At 70.9% G+C, this 14618-nt stretch carries 15 protein-coding genes; 10 read left to right on the top strand and 5 right to left on the bottom strand.

Annotation, left to right across the window (positions count from 1 at the left end; all coding sequences use genetic code 11):
* Positions 1-224, top strand: a 224-nt coding sequence (locus tag STRTUCAR8_RS07105) for a TetR family transcriptional regulator C-terminal domain-containing protein (protein WP_044471770.1), incomplete at its 5' end; no start/stop codon positions are given.
* On the opposite strand, the gene STRTUCAR8_RS07100 is transcribed toward STRTUCAR8_RS07105, so the two are convergent.
* From STRTUCAR8_RS07100 to STRTUCAR8_RS07090, 3 genes are all read right to left on the bottom strand, one after another.
* Positions 178-957 carry an alpha/beta hydrolase fold domain-containing protein gene (locus STRTUCAR8_RS07100; protein ID WP_006374810.1) on the bottom strand — a complete coding sequence of 260 codons (780 nt, stop codon included), beginning with the start codon at positions 955-957 and terminating at the stop codon, positions 178-180. The genes STRTUCAR8_RS07105 and STRTUCAR8_RS07100 overlap by 47 nt on opposite strands.
* 502 nt (positions 958-1459) lie before the next feature.
* Positions 1460-2182 carry an enoyl-CoA hydratase/isomerase family protein gene (locus STRTUCAR8_RS07095; protein ID WP_006374800.1) on the bottom strand — a complete coding sequence of 241 codons (723 nt, stop codon included), beginning with the start codon at positions 2180-2182 and terminating at the stop codon, positions 1460-1462.
* A gap of 83 nt (positions 2183-2265) precedes the next feature.
* Complete coding sequence (locus STRTUCAR8_RS07090) at positions 2266-3306, bottom strand: ferredoxin--NADP reductase (RefSeq protein ID WP_006374781.1); 1041 nt, start codon at positions 3304-3306, stop codon at positions 2266-2268.
* 65 nt (positions 3307-3371) lie between these two features.
* Here STRTUCAR8_RS07090 and STRTUCAR8_RS07085 point away from each other — a divergent pair, with 65 nt between their 5' ends.
* The 9 genes from STRTUCAR8_RS07085 to STRTUCAR8_RS07045 are packed head-to-tail and all read left to right on the top strand — an operon-like array spanning position 3372 to position 12957.
* Positions 3372-4925, top strand: a complete 1554-nt coding sequence (locus tag STRTUCAR8_RS07085; RefSeq protein WP_006374822.1) for an AMP-binding protein — start codon at positions 3372-3374, stop codon at positions 4923-4925.
* Between the two features lie 36 nt (positions 4926-4961).
* The gene (locus STRTUCAR8_RS07080; protein ID WP_006374815.1) at positions 4962-6140 is read left to right on the top strand and encodes an amidohydrolase family protein; all 1179 of its coding nucleotides are present in this window, start codon (positions 4962-4964) and stop codon (positions 6138-6140) included.
* Positions 6137-7564, top strand: a complete 1428-nt coding sequence (locus STRTUCAR8_RS07075) for a FadD3 family acyl-CoA ligase (RefSeq protein ID WP_006374834.1) — start codon at positions 6137-6139, stop codon at positions 7562-7564. The genes STRTUCAR8_RS07080 and STRTUCAR8_RS07075 overlap by 4 nt, the downstream gene beginning before the upstream one ends.
* The gene (locus tag STRTUCAR8_RS07070; RefSeq protein WP_006374776.1) at positions 7561-9141 is read left to right on the top strand and encodes a methylmalonyl-CoA mutase family protein; all 1581 of its coding nucleotides are present in this window, start codon (positions 7561-7563) and stop codon (positions 9139-9141) included. Before STRTUCAR8_RS07075 ends, STRTUCAR8_RS07070 begins: the two co-directional genes overlap by 4 nt.
* Positions 9141-9581: a cobalamin B12-binding domain-containing protein gene (locus STRTUCAR8_RS07065; RefSeq protein WP_006374811.1), complete on the top strand. Its 441-nt coding sequence runs from the start codon at positions 9141-9143 to the stop codon at positions 9579-9581. Before STRTUCAR8_RS07070 ends, STRTUCAR8_RS07065 begins: the two co-directional genes overlap by 1 nt.
* Positions 9582-9630: 49 nt before the next feature.
* Positions 9631-10587 carry an LLM class F420-dependent oxidoreductase gene (locus tag STRTUCAR8_RS07060; RefSeq protein ID WP_006374801.1) on the top strand — a complete coding sequence of 319 codons (957 nt, stop codon included), beginning with the start codon at positions 9631-9633 and terminating at the stop codon, positions 10585-10587.
* Positions 10584-11675, top strand: a complete 1092-nt coding sequence (locus STRTUCAR8_RS07055; RefSeq protein ID WP_006374785.1) for a CaiB/BaiF CoA transferase family protein — start codon at positions 10584-10586, stop codon at positions 11673-11675. Before STRTUCAR8_RS07060 ends, STRTUCAR8_RS07055 begins: the two co-directional genes overlap by 4 nt.
* Entirely contained in the window at positions 11672-12127 is a 456-nt protein-coding gene (locus STRTUCAR8_RS07050) for a VOC family protein (protein ID WP_006374796.1), read from the top strand. Before STRTUCAR8_RS07055 ends, STRTUCAR8_RS07050 begins: the two co-directional genes overlap by 4 nt.
* Complete coding sequence (locus STRTUCAR8_RS07045) at positions 12124-12957, top strand: SDR family oxidoreductase (RefSeq protein WP_044471769.1); 834 nt, start codon at positions 12124-12126, stop codon at positions 12955-12957. Before STRTUCAR8_RS07050 ends, STRTUCAR8_RS07045 begins: the two co-directional genes overlap by 4 nt.
* Before the next feature lie 99 nt (positions 12958-13056).
* Here STRTUCAR8_RS07045 and STRTUCAR8_RS07040 read toward each other — a convergent pair whose 3' ends face one another.
* On the bottom strand, positions 13057-13809 hold the full coding sequence (locus STRTUCAR8_RS07040; RefSeq protein WP_006374824.1) for an SDR family NAD(P)-dependent oxidoreductase: 753 nt from the start codon (positions 13807-13809) through the stop codon (positions 13057-13059).
* Entirely contained in the window at positions 13806-14570 is a 765-nt protein-coding gene (locus STRTUCAR8_RS07035) for an SDR family NAD(P)-dependent oxidoreductase (protein WP_006374780.1), read from the bottom strand. Before STRTUCAR8_RS07035 ends, STRTUCAR8_RS07040 begins: the two co-directional genes overlap by 4 nt.
* Between the last annotated feature and the right edge of the window lie 48 nt (positions 14571-14618).

Genomic DNA, 14618 nt, shown 5'->3' with positions numbered 1-14618 from the left:
TCCACGACCACTACCGCTCGATCCAGGACAACACCGTGGCCCACCTGACCGGGATCTACGGCGACCGCCTGCCCAGCGGCCTCACCCCGCGCGCCGCGGCGAGTGCCCTGGTCGCGATGCTCGACGGGGTGCAGTTGCAGTGGCTGCTGGACGACGAGCAGTCCGACTATCCCGAGATCATGCGGGACGTGATGACCCTGCTGATCGGGTCCACGCCCGGATGAACCCGGCCATGGCGGTCACCGCCCCGGCGCGCATCCGCTCGGCGTCCTCCGACACCCGCAGATCCACGACGACCCCGGAACGGGCCGCGCGGGCCGCGAACCCCAGCGAGTCGTCCAGCAGGGGATCGGTGCCCGCGACCAGCAGCTGGACCGGTGGCAGGCCGTGCAGGTTGGCGTGCAGGGGGCTGAGCAGCGGGTTGGTCGGCTCGGTGCCGGCGGCGTAGAGGGCGGTGCGCAGCCGGAGTTCGTCGAGGTCGAAGGCGGGCTCGGCCGCCGCGTTGAACAGCAGGCTCGGCGCGTCCAGGGTCAGATCGAGCAGCGCCGAGCCGAGCACCGCGCACTGCGGCGCCGCCGCCCCCATGTCCCGCAGCCGCACCAGCAGCGAGGCCACGAGCCCGGCGCCGAGACGCTCCCCGGCCAGCGCCACCGGACCCCGGGCCCGGCAGGAGTCGTACACGGCGTGCACGTCGTCGAGGGCGCCGGGGAACGAGGAGCGGTAGCGCGGACAGACGACCACCGCTCCCGTACGGAGCGCGACCCGCTCGGCCAGGTGAAGGGCCGATTCCGGGCTGCCGGAGAGATGCCGATCGCCGTGCAGGTAGAGGATCACGAGATCGGTCGGCTCCGGCGGAGTCACGACCGGCCCGACGGGGCTCGACTCGACGAGCACGGAGCCGACTTGGTGAGTCTCGGCCTCCGTGCCGTCCGGCGAGTCGCGTCGTACGTCGGTCAAGTCGGTTCGCGCGGGGTCGGGTTGGGCCGGCGAGTGGGGACGGCCGGTCCCGGACTGCGTCGGCAGCGTGGATGCGTCGGGGAAGTGGTGTCGGTCCGGGGTTTCGATGATGCGTTGGCCTGGGGCCAAGTCGCTCTGTGGGCGGTCGGGTTGGGTTGCCGAGTGCGGACGGCTGGTCCCGGCCTGCGCCAGGCGTCCGGATGCGTCGGGGAAGTGGTGTCGGTCCGGGGTTTCGATGATGCGTTGGCCTGGGGCCAAGTCGCCCTGTGGGCGGTCGGGTTGGGTTGCCGAGTGCGGACGGCTGGTCCCGGCCTGCGCCAGGCGTCCGGATGCGCCGGGGACGTGGTGTCGGGCCGCGGTCTCCACGACGCGCCGGTCGGCGGTCAAGTCGCCCTGTGCGAGGCGGGATTCGGCCGCTGGCCCCCGCTGGTCGGCATCCGCCTGTGTCAGCGAGCCGGGGGCGCCGGGTTCGCCGCGTCGGTCTGTGGTCTCAACTCGTGTGTCATCCACGGGACGTCACCCTTTCCGCTGCCTGCCAGTGGTCCTCGGACACCCACAGTCGGGCGAAGGCGCGGGCCGCCTCGTCCGGAGCGAGGTTTCCCGACACCACCCGCTTGATCTCCTGGGCCGGGCGGGTGGCGAGCTGGTGCGCCAGCGTGCGCCAGCCCTCTGCGAAGGCGGGCCGGGGCAGGACCAGGTCCACCAGCCCGAGGCGCTCGGCCTCCGGCGCGTCGAGTACCTGCGCGGTGCCGGCGAGCAGGAGGGCCCGGCCCCTGCCGACCAGCGCTGCGAGCCGTTCGGCGCCGCCCCACGCGGGCATGATCGCCAGGGCCGTCTGGTTGAAGCCGATCCTGATGTCGTCGGCCGCGATCCGGATGTCGGCGGCCACCGCCACCTCGGCGCCGCCGCCGAAGGCGTGTCCGTTGAGGGCGGCGACCACCGGGCCGGGGAAGGCGGCCAGCCTGTCGCAGACGCCGCGCATCCGCAGGGCCATCGCCAGCGCCTCGTCCTCGGTACGGATCGCGGCGAGTTCCTTCAGGTCGCCGCCCGACACGAAGGCCCTGTCGCCCGCGCCCGTGATGACCAGGGCCCGCGCGCCCGCCGCCGCGTCGAGGGCCTGGTCCAGTTCGTCCATGGTGGCCGGCGCGATGGCGTTTCGGGCGTGCGGCCGGTTGATGGTGATGACTGCCAGGCCCGCGTCCAGTTCGAGTTCGAGATCAACCATGTGTGCCTCTTGGGTCGGTGGGGCGTGGACTTCGGCTCCCGGGCCCAGCTTCCGGGCTCGGCGATCGGGTACAGCACTCGGACTCAGTTCTCGTACTCGACCGTGACGTGCGGGGTCACCGGCTCGCCCTGGCAGGTCAGGACCCAGCCCTCGGCGACCTCGTCGTCGTCCAGCGCGTTGTTGACGCGCATCTTGGCCTCGCCCTCGGTGAGCCGGGCGATACAGGTGCCGCAGTTGCCCATCTCGCAGGAGAAGGGCGGCATGAGACCGGCCCGTCGGGCGCTCTCCAGCAGTGACTCGCGAGGGTGCTGGTCGACAGTGTGCCGCTTCCCGGCGAGAACGACGGTGACCGTCCCGCCACCGCCCGCTTGCCCGACCTCGGACGCGGAGGCGGACGCGGTCTCGGGTTCAGCGGCGCCGTCCGCGGACCGCCGGACCGCCTGCCCCGGCACCGTGAAGCGCTCGGCGACGATCTGGCCGGCCCCGACGCGGTGCCCGAGCAGGGTGTTCTCCGCCAGTGCCATGAACGGCGCCGGTCCGCAGAGATAGAAGTCCGCGCTCAGGTCGCCGCCCACGAACTCCCGTATCTCCACGTCGGTGACAAGGCCCTGCCGGTCGTCGAGGTGGTGGCGGATCTCGAAGCGGCCGGGGTGCCCTTTCGCCAGCTCGGCCAGCGTGTCGCCGAAGATGACCGAGTCCGCGTCCCGGTTGGCGGCCAGGACCCGCACCCGGCGGCCGGTCGTGGCCAGCGCGGTCTTCACGAGGGAGAGGATCGGCGTCACCCCGCTGCCTCCACAGAGGGCCACCAGCGGCGCGGCGCCCTCACGCAGACAGAACACGCCTGCCGGGGCCGTGGTCTCGATGAGGTCACCGGCTGCCAGGTGGTCGTGCATCCAGTTCGACACCAGGCCGCCCGGAACCCGCTTCACCGTGGTGGTCAACTCGCTGTCCGTGTCCGGGGAACTCGACATCGAGTAACTGCGCAGGGCGCCGCACGCCCGTACGGTCAGGAACTGCCCGGCGCGATAGGGGAAGGGAGCGTCGAGTACGTACGTGCGCGTGTCGGCTGTCTCCTGGACGATCCGCTTGATCCGGACCGGGTGGAAACCGTGGTCTCGTACCATGTCTGGAATTTACCTTCTCTCTCTGCGAGAGTGCAATTCTCTTCACAAGGGAGGGAGTTCCCGCGATGCGAACGATCCCCACACGCACAGTCCCCGCCGAACTGGCGAAGCGCTATGAGGCGGAGGGCTGGTGGACCCGCGACACGCTCGGTGGCCTGCTGGCGCACGGGTTGGCGGCCGCCCCTGACACGGAGTTCCGGGTGCACTCGGCGGTGCGGCCGTGGAGCGGATCGTTCGCCGACGTCGAGCGGGTCGCGCGCCGGCTGGCTGCCGGGCTCAGGGCGCGCGGGGTGGGTCCCGGCGATGTGGTCGCCTTCCAGTTGCCCAACTGGATGGAGGCGGCGGCGGTCTTCTGGGCGTCGGCGTTGCTCGGTGCGGTCGTCGTGCCGGTCGTCCACTTCTACGGGCGCAAGGAGGTCGGCTACATCCTGGACGCCGTCCGCCCACGCGTCTTCGTCACCGCCGCCCGCTTCGGTCACCTCGAACACCAGCCGGACCTGTGCGCGGGCGTGCCCGTGGTCGGTGTCGTGGGGCGGGACTTCGAGGACCTGCTCGCCGACGAACCTCTCCCCGGGGCCCTCGCGACGGACCCGGCGAGTCCCGCACTGATCGCGTTCACCTCCGGAACGACGCGTGATCCCAAGGGAGTTGTGCACAGCCACCAGACCCTGGGCTTCGAGACCAGGCAGCTGTCCGGGCTCTACCCCCCTGACCGTGGCAGTCAGCTCACCTCGGCGCCCGTCGGCCACTTCATCGGCATGGTCAACGCCTTCCTCATCCCCGTCCTGGACGGCACCCCGGTGAACCTCGCCGACGTCTGGGACCCCGGCGCCGCCCTCGGCCTGATGAAGAGCGACGGGCTCACTGTGGGCGGGGGCGCCGCGTACTACATGACGAGCCTCCTCGACCATCCCGACTTCACGCCCGCCCACCTCTCCGGCATGAAGTACGCGGGTCTCGGCGGCTCCGCGGTCCCGGCCGCCGTCACCGACAGACTGGCCCGCCTCGGGATCACCGTCTTCCGCTCGTACGGCAGCACGGAGCACCCCTCGATCACCGGCTCCCGCCACACCGCGCCCGAGGCCAGGCGGCTCTACACCGACGGGGACCGTCTGCCCGGCGTCGAGGTCAGGCTCGCGGACGACGGCGAGATTCTCAGCCGGGGACCGGATCTCTGCCTCGGCTACACCGACCCCGCCCTGACCGAACGGGCCTTCGACGCCGACGGCTGGTACCGCACCGGTGACATCGGGGTCCTGGACAGCGACGGGTATCTCACCATCACCGACCGCAAGGCCGACATCATCATCCGGGGCGGCGAGAACATCGGTGCGCTGGAGGTCGAGGAGGTGCTCCTCGCCCTTCCGGCCGTCGCCGAGGCCGCAGTGGTGGCCGCGCCCGACGAACGGCTCGGCGAACACGCGGCGGCAGTCCTGCGGCTGAAACCCGGTCACCGTGCGCCCACGCTCGACGAGATGCGCGCCCACCTGGACCGGGAGGGCCTCGCCCGGCAGAAGTGGCCGGAGGAACTGCACGTCGTCGACGAGTTCCCGCGCACCGCGAGCGGCAAGGTCCAGAAGTTCCTTCTCCGCAAGGACGTTGCGGCCCGCAAGAAGTGAGAATAAGATTCTCGCAATCTGCGAAGGAGAATCTCAATGCCGTCGCGCGAGCTGCCGTATCCGCTTTTCGACGCGGACAACCACCTGTACGAGACCGAAGAGGCGCTGACCAGGCACCTCCCCAAGCAATACGAAGGCGCGATCCAGTACGTGCAGGTGAACGGCCGTACGAAGATCGCGATCCGGGGGCAGATCAGCGAGTACATCCCCAACCCCACCTTCGAGGTGGTCGCCCGCCCCGGGGCGATGGAGGACTACTTCAAGTTCGGCAACCCGGACGGCAAGAGCCGCCGCGAGATCTTCGGCGAGCCGATGCGCTCCATCCCCGCATTCCGTGAACCGGGTCCCCGCCTGGAGCTGCTCGACCAGCTCGGAGTGCAGAAGACGCTGATGTTCCCGACGCTCGCCAGCCTCATCGAGGAGCGGATGCGGGACGATCCCGAACTGATCCACGCGGTGATCCACTCACTCAACGAGTGGCTGTACGAAACATGGGGCTTCAACTACAAAGACCGCATCCTCACCACCCCGGTCATCACCCTGCCCATCGTCGACAAGGCGATCGCGGAGCTGAACTGGGCGGTCGAGCGCGGCGCCCGGGCGATCCTGGTGCGCCCCGCCCCCGTGCCCGGCTACGGCGGCTCGCGATCCTTCGCCGCACCGGAGTTCGACCCGTTCTGGCAGCGCGTCGTCGAGACCGGCGTCCTGGTCGCGATGCACTCCTCGGACAGCGGCTACGCCCGGTACACCAGCGACTGGGAGGGCGGGACGAACGAGATGCTCCCGTTCAAGCCCAACGCCTTCCGTACGGTGTCGGAGTGGCGGCCGATCCAGGACGCGGTGGCCGCCTGGGTGTGCCACGGCGCCCTGTTCCGGGTCCCCGGGCTGAAGATCGCTCTCATCGAGAACGGCTCCTCCTGGGTGGCGCCGCTGCTCGACCAACTCCGCGACGTCTACAAGAAGATGCCGAACGAGTTCCTCGGCGACCCCGTACAGGCGGTCAAGGACAGCATCCACGTCAGCCCGTTCTACGAGGACGACCTCAGCGATCTCATCGACCTGATGGGCGTGGACCGTGTGCTGTTCGGTTCGGACTACCCGCACCCCGAGGGTCTGGCCCAGCCGCAGAGCTACGTCGACGCCATCCAGCACCTGAGCGTCACCGACCAGGCCAAGATCATGGGCGGCAACCTCTCCAGGCTGATCCCGGAATGAAGTGGGAGACCATCCCGCGGATGGTGCTGAGCGCGGCCGACCGCTTCGGTGGCGCCGAAGCGGTCGTCGACGGCGAACTCAGGCTCAACTACACCGAGTTGGTCGACCGGGTGCGCACGGCCGCGGGCGCTTTCGCCGCGGCCGGGATCGAGAAGGGCGACCGGGTCGCGATCTGGGCGCCCAACTCCGCCGAGTGGATCGTCGCCGCCTTCGGGCTGCTCACCGCCGGCGGGGTGCTCGTCCCGGTCAACACCCGGTTCAAGGCGGACGAGGCCCACGACATCGTCCGCCGCAGCGGCGCCAAACTCGTCCTGATCGAGGAGGGCTTCCTCGGCCTGGACTTCGAGGGACCGCCCGGTGTGCCGGTGATCGACCTCAAGTCGGGCTTCCTGGCGAGCGGTTCACCGTTCGAGCGGGCGGTGAGCGGCGACGACGTCAGCGACATCGCGTTCACCTCGGGTACCACCGGGCGGCCCAAGGGCGTCCTGATGACCCACGCGCAGACGCTCCGCCTGTACGGGGAGTGGTGCGACCTGGCGACCTTGCGCGAGGGCGACCGCTATCTGATCGTCAACCCGTTCTTCCACATCTTCGGCTACAAGGCGGGCCTCATCGCCTCCCTGATCAGGGGCGCGACCATCCTGCCCGTGCCCGTCTTCGACGTGGACCGTGTCCTGGAGCTGGTGGAGCGCGAGAAGGTGACGGTTCTGCCAGGACCGCCCACGCTCTACCACTCGCTTCTGGCGGCGGGGGACCGCCGTGACCTGTCCTCGCTGCGGGTGGCGGTGACCGGGTCCGCCGACATCCCCGTCGAGCTGATCCGCCGTATCGTCCATGACCTGCCCTTCCAGCACATCATGACCGGGTACGGCCTGACCGAGGCGGGCACAGTCACCGCCTCCCGCCCCGGCGACTCCTTCGAGGACATCGCCACCACGGTCGGCACCCCCTGCGACGGCGTCGAGGTGAGCGTCGCGGACGACGGCGAGGTTCTCGTCCGCGGCTACAGCGTCATGCGCGGCTACCTCGACGATCCCGCCGCCACCGCCGAGACGATCGACGCGGACGGCTGGCTGCACACCGGCGACCTCGGCACCCTCGACGAACGAGGACACCTGAGAATCGTCGGCCGCAAGAAGGACATGTTCATCGTCGGCGGCTTCAACGCCTACCCGGCCGAGATCGAGGGCTTTCTCCTCGAACACCCGGCCGTCGCGCAGGCCGCCGTGATCGGCGTACCGGACGAGCGGCTCGGGCAGGTCGGCAAGGCGTTCGTCGTGCGCGCCGGGGACGTCACGGCGGACGAGCTGATCGCCTGGAGCCGGGCACGGATGGCCGGGTTCAAGGCGCCCCGGTTCGTGGAGTTCCTCGAAGAGCTGCCGTTGAACGCCACCGGCAAGGTGATGAAGGACCAGCTGAGATGACGCAATCGGAAGAGACCGCTTCAGGCATCCCGCTCCAAGCGGTCTACGGACCCGCCGACCGAGGCGCCGCCGAGCCGCCCGAGCCGGGCAACTACCCCTTCACGCGCGGCAATTACGCGACCGGCTACCGGGGACGGCTGTGGACTCTGCGCCAGTACTCCGGCTTCGGCACGCCCGAGGAGTCCAACCGCCGCTACCGCTATCTCCTGGACCAGGGCGGCACCGGCCTGTCCGTCGCGTTGGACCTGCCCACCCAGTGCGGCTACGACTCCGACGACCCCGAGGTCACCGAGGAGGTCGGCCGTGTCGGAGTCGCCCTCGACACCCTCGCCGACGCCGAGATCCTCTTCGAGGACATCCCCCTTGACAGGATCAGCACCAGTTTCACCATCAACGGCACCGCCGCGATCCTCCTCGCCTTCTACGTCGCCGCCGCCGAACGCAAGGGCGTGCCGCGCGCGAAACTCACCGGCACGATCCAGAACGACATCCTCAAGGAGTACGCGTCCAGGGGCACTTGGATCTGGCCCGCGAAGCCGTCCTTGCGCCTGATCGCGGACACCATCGAGTTCTGCGCCGCCGAGGTACCCCGGTTCAACGCGATCTCGGTCGCCGGCTCGCACTTCCGTGACGCGGGCGCCAACGCCGTGCAGGAGATGGCGTTCACGCTCGCCGACGGGGTGACGTACGTCGACACGGTGCTGGAACGCGGCCGAATGACGATCGATCAGTTCGCCCCGCAGATCTCCTTCTTCTTCTACACCCACGGCGATTTCTTCGAGGAGATCGCCAAGTACCGTGCCGGGCGCAGGCGTTGGGCCACCATCGTCCGGGAGCGGTACGGCGCCACGACCGACAAGGCGTCCATGTTCCGCTTCGGCTGCGTGGCCGGCGGGGCCTCCCTCTACGCGCCCCAGGCGCAGAACAACACCGTCCGGGTGGCGTACGAGGCGCTGGCCTCCGTCCTCGGCGGCGTTCAGTCGATGTTCACGGCCGCCTGGGACGAACCGTTCGCCCTGCCCAGCGAGGAGTCGGCGACACTGGCCCTGCGCACCCAGCAGATCCTCGCCCACGAGACCGGCGTGACCCGGGTCGCCGACCCGCTCGGCGGCTCGTACTTCGTCGAGGCGCTCACCGACGCCACCGAGGCACGGATCGTCGAGATCATGGACGACCTGGAGCGGTACGGCGGCATGGTCCGAGCCATCGAGGACGGCTATCTGCAGGGACTCATCGCCGACGAGGCCTACCAACTTCACCTGGACGTCGAGGCAGGCACCCGCCCGGTCGTCGGCGTCAATCGGTTCGTCTCCGACGAACCGCCGCCGGACCTGGTGACCTACGAACTGGACGCCGAGGGCCGCGACCGGCAGCTGAAGCGCCTCGCCGACGTGAAGGCGACACGGGACGCCGCCCTCGTGCGCGAGCAGCTCTTCCGGCTGGCGCGCGCGGCGGACGGGACGGAGAACCTGATGCCGGTACTGATCGACTGCGCCAACGCCTACTGCACGGTGGGCGAGATGGTCGCCGCGCTGAAGGCCGTCTGGGGCGAGTTCCAGCAGCCGGTGGTGTTCTGATGGGCGCCGCCACTCGGATCCTGGTCGCCAAGCCCGGCCTGGACGGTCACGACCGGGGGGCCAAGATCGTCGCGCGGACCCTGCGTGACGCCGGCTTCGAGGTCGTGTTCACCGGCATCCGCCAGCGCGTGGACACCATCGTCGCGACCGCCGTCCAGGAGGACGTGGCCGTCGTCGGGCTCAGCATCCTCTCCGGCGCGCATCTGGCCCTGACCACGAAGGTGGTAGACGCGTTGCGGGCCGCAGGGGCCGACGACATCGCCGTCGTCGTCGGCGGAACCATCCCGCCCGCCGACGTACCCCGGATGCGGGCGGCGGGCGCGGCGGCGGTCTTCCCGACCGGTACCCCGCTCGACGTGCTCGTGGCGGAGATGCGCGCGCTCACGCGGAGCGCGGCCACGGGGCGCGCCGCTACCGGGAGCGCGGCCGCGGGCTCGTAGTACCTGCTTGAACTCTGCTCGGAAACCTGTCGGATATCTGGAGGGCACTGTGCGGGTCGGTGTGATGATCGGGCCGGAGCGTGGGGACTCCGCGCGCAAGGCCGCGCGGATGATCGACGACGTGACGTGGGCCGAGCAGGCGGGCCTCGACACCGCGTGGGTGCCCCAGATACCCACGGACTTCGACGCGTTGACAGCCGTCGCGCTGATGGGCGCGCGGACCGAACGGATCGAGATCGGGACGGCGGTCGTACCCCTCCAGGCCCAGCATCCGATCGCCCTCGCCCGCCAGGCGCTGTCCGCGCAGGCGGCGACCGAGGGACGGCTGGCCCTGGGCGTCGGGCCATCCCACCACTGGATCGTGCGGGACATGCTCGGGCTGCCGTACGAGCGGCCTGCCGCGTTCACCCGCGACTACCTCGACGTCCTCGACGCGGCCCTGCGCGGCCCCGGCCCGGTCGACGTCGAGAACGACACGTTCACCGTCCACAACCCGCTCGACCTCGGACCCGTAGGCCCCCTGCCCGTCCTGATCGCCGCGCTCGGCCCGGTCATGCTGGCCCTCGCGGGCGAGCGGGCCGACGGCACCGTCCTGTGGATGGCCGACGAACGCGCGGTCGCCGACCATGTCGTCCCGCGCATCACCAAGGCGGCCGAGGGCGCGGGCCGACCGGCGCCCAGGGTCGTCGCGGGCATCCCGGTGTGTCTGTGCCGGCCAGCGGAGGTCGACGCGGCCCGCGAACGCGCCAACCGCATCCTCGGGGAGGCCGAGATCTCGCCCAACTACCAGCGTCTGCTGGACTACGGCGACGCCCGCGACATCGGCGACCTGTGCGCGGCCGGCGACGAGGCGGCCGTCCTGGCCCGCTTCCGCAGCTTCGCCGACGCCGGAGTCACCGACCTGTCGGTACGGCTGCTGCCGATCGGCGAGGGCCGGGACGAACTGATCGCCTCCAAGCGCCGTACGAGGGACATGCTGGCCGCCCTCGCGGCGGAGGTGCGATGAGCCCCGGGCCGACGGCCGGACCACTGGCGGGTATCCGCGTCCTGGAGGTCGGCCACATGCTCGCGGGCCCCTATGCCACGATGATGCTCGCCGACCTGGGCGCCGAGGTCACGAAGATCGAACCGCCCGGCGGGGACATCTCGCGGCAGGTGAGCGACGCCTACTTCGCCAGCCTCAACCGGGGCAAACGCAGCGTCTGCCTGGACCTGACGACCAGCTCCGGTCAGGAGCGGCTCGGTGAACTCGCCTCCGACGCACACGCGTTGCTCGTCAACCTCAAACCGTCGGCGATCCATCGGCTGGGGCTGACCTACGAGGCACTGCGGAAGTGGAACGAGGGGCTCGTGTGCGTCGCGCTGACCGGCTTCGGGCTGGCGACGGGCGACGAACCCGCCTTCGACTACGTCGTCCAGGCGGCCACCGGAGTCGCCGCGCTCACCGGCGATCCCGACGGCCCGCCCACCCTGCCCGGCTACTCCGCCGCCGACAACTCCACCGGCCTCACTGCGGCGTTGGGCCTCCTCGCGCAGATCGTCTCGGGACGCGGCGGTCAAGTCGACGTCTCCCTGCGGGATGTGATGCTCTCGCAGCTCAACTACCGTGCCTCGGCCTACCTCAACGAGGGCACCGAGCCACTGCGCCTCCCGCTCGGCGCGCACTCCTACTACGTACCGGCGCAGCTCTTCCCCACCGCCGAGGGCCACTTGGCGCTGTTCATCACCCACGACGGCTTCTGGAAGTCGTTCGCGGCGGAGGCGGGCGTCGGTGGCTTTCCGACCATGGCCGAGCGTGCGGCGCGGCGGGAAGAGGTGCTGGCGGCCGTGACACGGGCCCTGGCGGGCGACACCGCCGCGGCCTGGGAAGCCCGGCTGCGGCCCCTGGGTGTCCCGGCCGCCGCCGTCCGCACGCTGCCGGAAGCGCTGGCGGCCACTCCCGAGGCCGTGGTGACGGCGGGCGAGTACCGACTCGTCCGCAGCCCGGTACGGATCGCGGGCCACGAGCCCGACTATGGGCCGCCACCCCGCCTGGGCGAGCACGACGCTCCCGCCCCGCGCGGTTCACGAGCGAGTGAGGTGGTCGAGTCATGAGGGGCGAGGACCAGTTCCATCTCGGCATCGTCGTCGAGGACTTCGAGGGGACCATCGCCGGGTTGTCGGCCGCGTTCGGATACGAGTGGTGCGCGGAGATCGCCGGACCCCTGACCGTGACGCTCCCCACGGGCGACGCCGAGGTACATCTCAGCTGCGTGTACTCGCGTACCTCACCCCGGCTGGAGATCGTGCGGAGCATCCCCGGCACCCTCTGGGAAGCGGGACCCGCCGGAGGCGTCCACCACGTCGGCTACTGGTCCGACGACATCGGCGCGGACTGCGCCGAACTGGCCGGCCTCGGTTACACGGTCGAGGCGACCCGCATCGGCCCCGCCGGGTCCGACTTCGCCTTCCTGCGCGCCCCGGGCGGAGTCCTCGTCGAACTCGTGGACCGGGCGGCACAGCCGATGCTGGAGAAGTTCTGGACCGACGGCGGGGGCAGAGCATGACCACCGTGGGTGTCGCCACCGGCGCCGGACGTGGAATGGGACTGGAGTGCGCGCGGCGCCTGACCGCCACGGTGGACACATTGCTGCTCGTCGACCGGGACGAGGCGACCGTGACATCGGCGGCGAAAAACCTTGCGTCTGCAGGCGGGGGCGCGGCCGTCGAGCCGTTCGTCCTCGACATCACCGACCGGGACGGCCTGGCCCGGCTCGCCGCACGCGCCGCCGAACTCGGCACCCTGCGCGCCGTCGCCCACGCCGCCGGCATCTCGCCCACCATGGCCGACTGGCGGACCGTCTTCACGGTGGACCTGGTGGGCACCGCGCTGCTCGCCGAGGCCCTGCGCCCGCTGGCCACGCAGGGCACGGCGATGGTCTGCTTCGCCTCGATGGCTCCGCTGCTCGGCAACCTGGAGGCTTCCCCAGCTGTCGCGGCCGTCCTGGACGACCCGCTCGCCTATGCCTTCCTCGACCGGCTCCACGACGCCCTTGGACCGGCCGTCGAGGACAGCGGTGTCGCCTACGCCTGGGCCAAACACGGGGTACACCGCTTCGTCCGGCGGGAGGCGCTGAGACTCGGCCCGCTCGGCGCCCGCGTCTGCTCGGTGTCGCCCGGTGTCATCGACACCCCACAGGGCCGCCAGGAAGCCGCGAACCAGCCCGCCATGGACGCCCTCGTACGCCGGTCCGCGACCGGCCGCCCGGGCCGCGCCGAGGAGGTCGCCGCCGGAGTCGCCTTCCTGCTCTCGGCGGAGGCGAGCTTCGTCACGGGCATCGACCTGCTGATAGACGGCGGCGCCTGTGCGGCGGCGCGGGGAGGGGCAGGGCGGTAGGACACCGGCCTGGGGTGCCGGGCGACGGGATGCGCTCAGCGACTCGTGATGCCCAACTATGCTGCCTATTAGCGTAGTTGGGCATCAGGCATGTGTTCCTCAGCCGACCGACTCCGAGCGCTGTACGGTCCCCGTGAGCCCGCCCGCGTCCTGCCCGGCCAGCAGTACCGCCGCCCGGCCCATCGCCTCGGGCGGCTCCACCATCTCCGGCGGGATCTCCCGGCCGCCCCCCGCCGCCTGCCACCCCTCCGTCAGGACGATCCGGGACGGGGCGAGGCAGTTGACGGCGATGTTGTCGGCCCGCAGGTCGGTGGCGAGGCCGAGATAGAGGCGCTCGACGGCCGCCTTGGACACCCAGTACGCGTTCGCGCCCCGGTCGGTCATCCCGACCCCGCTCGTCGTCACGGCGACCAGCGAACCGCCGCCGCGTTCCCGGACGTACGGGATCACGGCCTTGGTGACGAGGAAGACGCCCGTCAGATTGACGTCCAGGCACAGCTGCCAGCGTTTGAGCGGCGTCGACTCGACCGGGCCGAGCCACAGCACCCCGGCGTTGGCGACCAGGATGTCGATGCCGCCGAACTCGGCGACGGCCGCCGTCACGGCCGCCTCCACCGACTGCTCGCTGCTGACGTCGCAGGGCACCGCGAGCGCCCGCCCACCCGCCTTGGTGATCCCGTCGGCGACCGAGTGGATCGTCCCCGGCCGCCGTCGCGCCTCCTCGGACCGCGCGGCCACCACCACGGATGCCCCGGCCTCCGCCAACGCCACGGCGACCGTCCGTCCGATGCCCCGGCTCGCGCCGGCGACGAACGCGACCTTCCCCTGCAACGAACTGCCGCCGACGCTCACTTGGGCGGGAACCTGAGTGCTCCGTCGAGGCGTATGACCTCGCCGTTGAGATAGCCGTTCTCGCAGATGTGCTCGACGAGCGCCGCGTACTCGGGGGAGCGGCCCATCCGCCGGGGATGCGGAACCTGGGGGCCCCAGTAGGCCTCCAACTGGTCACCCGCCTTGCCGTAGGCCGGAGTCAGGAAGGTGCCGGGCGCGATGGTGACGACCCGGATGCCGAGCGGGGACAGGTCACGGGCGGCCACCAGAGTCATGCTGACGACGCCGCCTTTGGCCGCCGCGTAGGGGAGTTGGCCGATCTGGCCCTCGTACGCCGCGATCGAGGCGGTGTTGACGATGACGCCTCGGTCGCCGTCCTCGGTCGGCTCGTGTTTGGCCATGGCGGCGGCGGCCAGCCGCAGCACGTTGAAGACGCCGGTCAGATAGACGTCGATGGTCGTCCTGAAACCGTCGAGGCCGATCGGTGTGCCGTTTTTGTTGATCAGCCGGCCGCCGCTCGCCGGACCACCGTGGCAGTCCACCGAGATCCGCAGCGGGCCCGCCGACTCCGCCTCGGCCAGCGCCGCGAGGACATCGTCCTCCGAGGTGGCGTCCGTCCGTACGTAACGCACGCCGAGCTCCTGCTCCAGCGCCTTGCCCTTCTCGTCGGCCAGGTCGGCGACGACCACCTTCGCGCCCGCCGCGTGCAACCGGCGGACGGTGGCCTCGCCCAGGCCTCCGGCCCCACCGACGACGACTGCCGAGCTGCCACTGATCTGCATCAAGGTTTTCCTCTCTTGCAAGCAGGGATCTAGTGAGATGAGAATAGC

This window comes from Streptomyces turgidiscabies Car8 (assembly GCF_000331005.1).
In the GTDB taxonomy this organism is placed as follows: domain Bacteria; phylum Actinomycetota; class Actinomycetes; order Streptomycetales; family Streptomycetaceae; genus Streptomyces; species Streptomyces turgidiscabies.
Note: the sequence above shows the minus strand (reverse complement) of the source record. Positions and strands in the feature narration are given on the sequence as shown.